The sequence below is a fragment of the Mycobacterium sp. genome (assembly GCF_050701515.1).
Classification (GTDB): domain Bacteria; phylum Actinomycetota; class Actinomycetes; order Mycobacteriales; family Mycobacteriaceae; genus Mycobacterium.
In genome coordinates this window covers 1-3434 of the sequence record NZ_JBOGDB010000232.1, presented here as the reverse complement: position 1 = coordinate 3434, position 3434 = coordinate 1, and the positions used below count along the sequence as shown (strand labels likewise).

Genomic DNA, 3434 nt, shown 5'->3' with positions numbered 1-3434 from the left:
CTGCGGATTTTCGCCGACGAGCATGACTTGGCGCTGATCTCGATCGCCGACTTGATCGAATGGCGGCGCAAGCACGAAAAGCACATCGAACGCTTCGCGGAGGCGCGCATCCCAACCCGCCACGGCGAGTTCCGGGCGGTCGGCTACACCAGCATCTACGACGACGTCGAACACGTCGCGCTGGTGCGCGGTGACATCGCCGGCCCACACGGCGACGGGCACGACATGCTGGTCCGGGTGCACTCCGAATGCCTCACCGGTGACGTATTCGGCTCCCGACGCTGTGATTGCGGACCCCAACTGGACGCCGCGATGGCGATGGTGGCCCGCGAGGGCCGCGGCATCGTGCTGTACATGCGCGGCCATGAGGGCCGGGGCATCGGCCTGATGCACAAGTTGCAGGCCTATCAGCTGCAGGACGCCGGCGACGACACCGTCGACGCCAACCTCAAGCTCGGCCTGCCCGCCGATGCGCGCGACTACGGCATCGGCGCGCAGATCCTGGTCGACGTCGGGGTGCGGTCGATGCGGCTGCTCACCAACAACCCGGCCAAGCGCGTCGGGCTGGACGGCTACGGCCTGCACATCATCGAACGCGTCGCACTGCCGGTGCGGGCCAACGCCGAGAACATCCGCTACCTGATGACCAAGCGCGACCGAATGGGCCACGACCTGCATGGCCTGGACGACTACGACGAAGTGCTGCCGGGCGAGTTCGGCGGAGCACTGTGACTCCTGCGGCCGGAGTTCCTGACCTGCCACAGCTCGATGCATCGGGGTTGATGCTGGCCATCGTTGCCAGCACGTGGCACGAGCAGATCTGCGACGCGCTGCTCGACGGTGCCCGCAAGGTGGCCGCCGACGCCGGCATCGACAACCCCACCGTGGTCCGGGTGCTCGGCGCGATCGAAATCCCGGTGGTGGCCCAGGCGCTGGCCGCCGATCATGATGCCGTGGTGGCGCTCGGTGTGGTGATCCGCGGCGAGACACCGCATTTCGACTATGTCTGTGACGCCGTGACACAGGGCCTGACGCGGGTGTCGCTGGACTCCTCCACTCCGGTGGCCGACGGCGTGCTCACCACGAACACCGAGCAGCAGGCGCTGGACCGGGCCGGGTTGCCGGCCTCGACCGAGGACAAGGGGGCGCAGGCGGCGGCCGCCGCGCTGTCCACCGCGCTGACGCTGCGCGGCCTGCGTCGCGGGTCATGAGCGACTGGGATCTCGAAGTCCGGCCGCACCTGACACCCTATTTCGCCTACGGTGCCGCCGCGGTGATCTTGGCCGCCCACATCGCGGTCGGTGCGCTGTTGAAGATCTCGTCTACCGGTGTGATCTTCCAGACCGCCGACCAGGTGGCGATGGGCCTGCTCGGGGCGGTGATCGCCGGTGTGATGCTGCTGTTCGCCCGGCCGCGGTTGCGGGTGGGCGAACCGGGGGTGGCGATACGAAACCTGCTTGGTTACAAGCTGATTCCGTGGTCCGATGTCGTCGGCGTGTCGTTTCCGCGCGGCGCACGCTGGGCCCGGGTGGACCTGCCCGACGACGAGTACATCCCGGTATTGGCGATCCAGGCTGTCGACAAGGAGCGTGCCGTCGATGCGATGGACAGTGTGCGGCGTCTGGTGAACCGCTACCGGCCGGATCTCAGCTCACGCTGAGCGTCATCGCGACCTCGTCGCGGGGGTCCGCAGTTTCCGCCATGGCGGCAAAGCCGAGGCTCTCGTAGACGCCCCGGGCGACCGGATTGTTCACCGCCACCCGCAGCGTGACCGTGCGCGCCCGCTGATGACGCGCCCAGTCCACCGCCGCGGCTACCAGCGGCCGGGCCAGGCCGTGTCCGCGGGCGGCGGGGTCCAGCCACAGCGAGTACAGGTACACCGTTTCGGCGTTCTCCTGCTGCGCGCCGATCAGACCCACCGGACGGTTGCCGAGCAGTGCCGCGAACTGTGCGTGATCGCGGAGCCGTCGGCGCCACTGTGCGGCGGTGAAGGCGGACTCCTGCCGGAGCTGCGGATCGTCGGCGCCGAGTGAGTCGGTCAGTGCGCGCAGCCGGACCCCGGCGAACAGTTGCCAATCCGATTCGGTCAGCCGCGCGACCCGCGCATTGCTCACCGGGGATCGCCCATCACCAATCCCTCGCGACGAGGGTCCGCGCCACCGGTCAAACCGGGGGACACCCGCACAATCGTTGACAACCCGCTGGACTGGTCGGCCAGATCGACCTGGTGGCCGAGTGCGCGTAAACCCTGCACCAACGGGTCATGGTCACCGTTGTCGGCGGTATTGATGTTGGGATGCTCGCCACCGACGTTGGTTTTTGGCGAGTTCGCCGCGCCGAAATCCACCATGCCGACCGCCTGTTGCGGATCCATTCCCCAATCCACCATGCCGACAACGGTTTTCACGACAAATTGGATGATCATCGAACCGCCCGGCGAGCCCGTCACGGCGTACAGCGGTCCGCGGTTCGGCCCGGCTTTCTCGAACACCAGCGTCGGCGCCATGGTGCTGCGCGGCCGCTTACCCGGCTGGACGCGGTTGGGCACCGGCGTGCCGTCCGGGCCTACCGGTTCGGCGGAGAAGTCAGTGAGCTGGTTGTTGAGGATGAACCCGTCCACCATGTGGTACGAGCCGAACGCCGACTCCACCGTGGTGGCGAGCGAGGCCGCATTGCCTTGCGCGTCGACGACGCTGATCTGGCTGGTGCCGTGCTCGGGCGTCGGAGGAACGGGCGTGGTCGGCGGGCCGAACTCGCCGGGTTTCGCGGTGCCCATGCTCCGCTGTTCGGAGATCAGCGCCGCACGCTCAGCAAGGTAGTCACCGTTGAGCAATGTGCCCGGGGTGCCGCCGGGCAGCGGCACGAAATCGGTGTCGGCGACGTACTTGTCGCGGTCGGCGTAGGCCAGCCGCTCCGCCTCGGAGATCAGGTGTACGCCCATGACGGTGGGCTTGCCCCCGTTGAGGTCCATGTCGGTGGGTTTGTGATCGCTCATCGGGAAGTGCTCGAGCGTGCCCAGGGTTGCGGCCACCGCGATGCCGCCCGACGAGGGCGGTGGCATGCCGCAGATCTCGCGGCCGCGGTACGGGGTGCACAGCGGCTCGCGGTTCTTGACGGTGTAGCCGGACAGGTCCTCGAGCGTCATCAGGCTCGGTGTGCGGCCGCCACTGGTGTCGGCAGCGGCGGCAACGATGGCTCGGGCCACGTCGCCGGTGTAGAACGACTGAGGATCGGATGCGATGACGCCCAACGTCTTTGAGTAAGCCGGGTTGGTCAGCGGGGTGCCGGCAGTCTTGGGGCTGCCGTCGGCGTTGAGGAAGTAGGCCGACGCATTCGCGTCGACGCGAAGCTCGGGTGCGGCGTCGGCGATGGCCGCGGCCAGCCGTGGGCTGATGTCGAAGCCGTCGTCGGCCAGCGTGACGGCGGGGTTGAAC

Annotated in this window: 5 protein-coding genes; 3 read left to right on the top strand and 2 right to left on the bottom strand. The window is 68.2% G+C overall.

Annotated elements, in window-relative coordinates; all coding sequences use genetic code 11:
- From ribA to ACRDU5_RS18145, 3 genes are all read left to right on the top strand, one after another.
- Positions 1 to 732 (top strand): GTP cyclohydrolase II (ribA, locus tag ACRDU5_RS18155; RefSeq protein ID WP_526616095.1); only part of this gene is annotated, 732 nt, incomplete at its 5' end.
- Positions 729 to 1211: a 6,7-dimethyl-8-ribityllumazine synthase gene (gene ribH, locus ACRDU5_RS18150; RefSeq protein WP_526616094.1), complete on the top strand. Its 483-nt coding sequence runs from the start codon at positions 729 to 731 to the stop codon at positions 1209 to 1211. The genes ribA and ribH, both read left to right, overlap by 4 nt.
- Complete coding sequence (locus ACRDU5_RS18145; RefSeq protein WP_526616093.1) at positions 1208 to 1660, top strand: PH domain-containing protein; 453 nt, start codon at positions 1208 to 1210, stop codon at positions 1658 to 1660. The genes ribH and ACRDU5_RS18145 overlap by 4 nt, the downstream gene beginning before the upstream one ends.
- Here the strand turns inward: ACRDU5_RS18145 and ACRDU5_RS18140 are convergent.
- Both ACRDU5_RS18140 and ACRDU5_RS18135 read right to left on the bottom strand, forming a co-directional pair.
- Positions 1647 to 2114, bottom strand: a complete 468-nt coding sequence (locus ACRDU5_RS18140) for a GNAT family N-acetyltransferase (protein ID WP_526616092.1) — start codon at positions 2112 to 2114, stop codon at positions 1647 to 1649. The genes ACRDU5_RS18145 and ACRDU5_RS18140 overlap by 14 nt on opposite strands.
- Positions 2111 to 3434: gamma-glutamyltransferase family protein (locus ACRDU5_RS18135; protein WP_526616091.1), on the bottom strand; the 1324-nt coding region annotated here is incomplete at its 5' end. The genes ACRDU5_RS18135 and ACRDU5_RS18140, both read right to left, overlap by 4 nt.

Excerpts from the sequence above, each read along its gene's own strand:
- ACRDU5_RS18145 (WP_526616093.1), top strand. The coding sequence starts at position 1,208 with ATGAGCGACTGGGATCTCGAAGTCCGGCCGCACCTGACACCCTATTTC.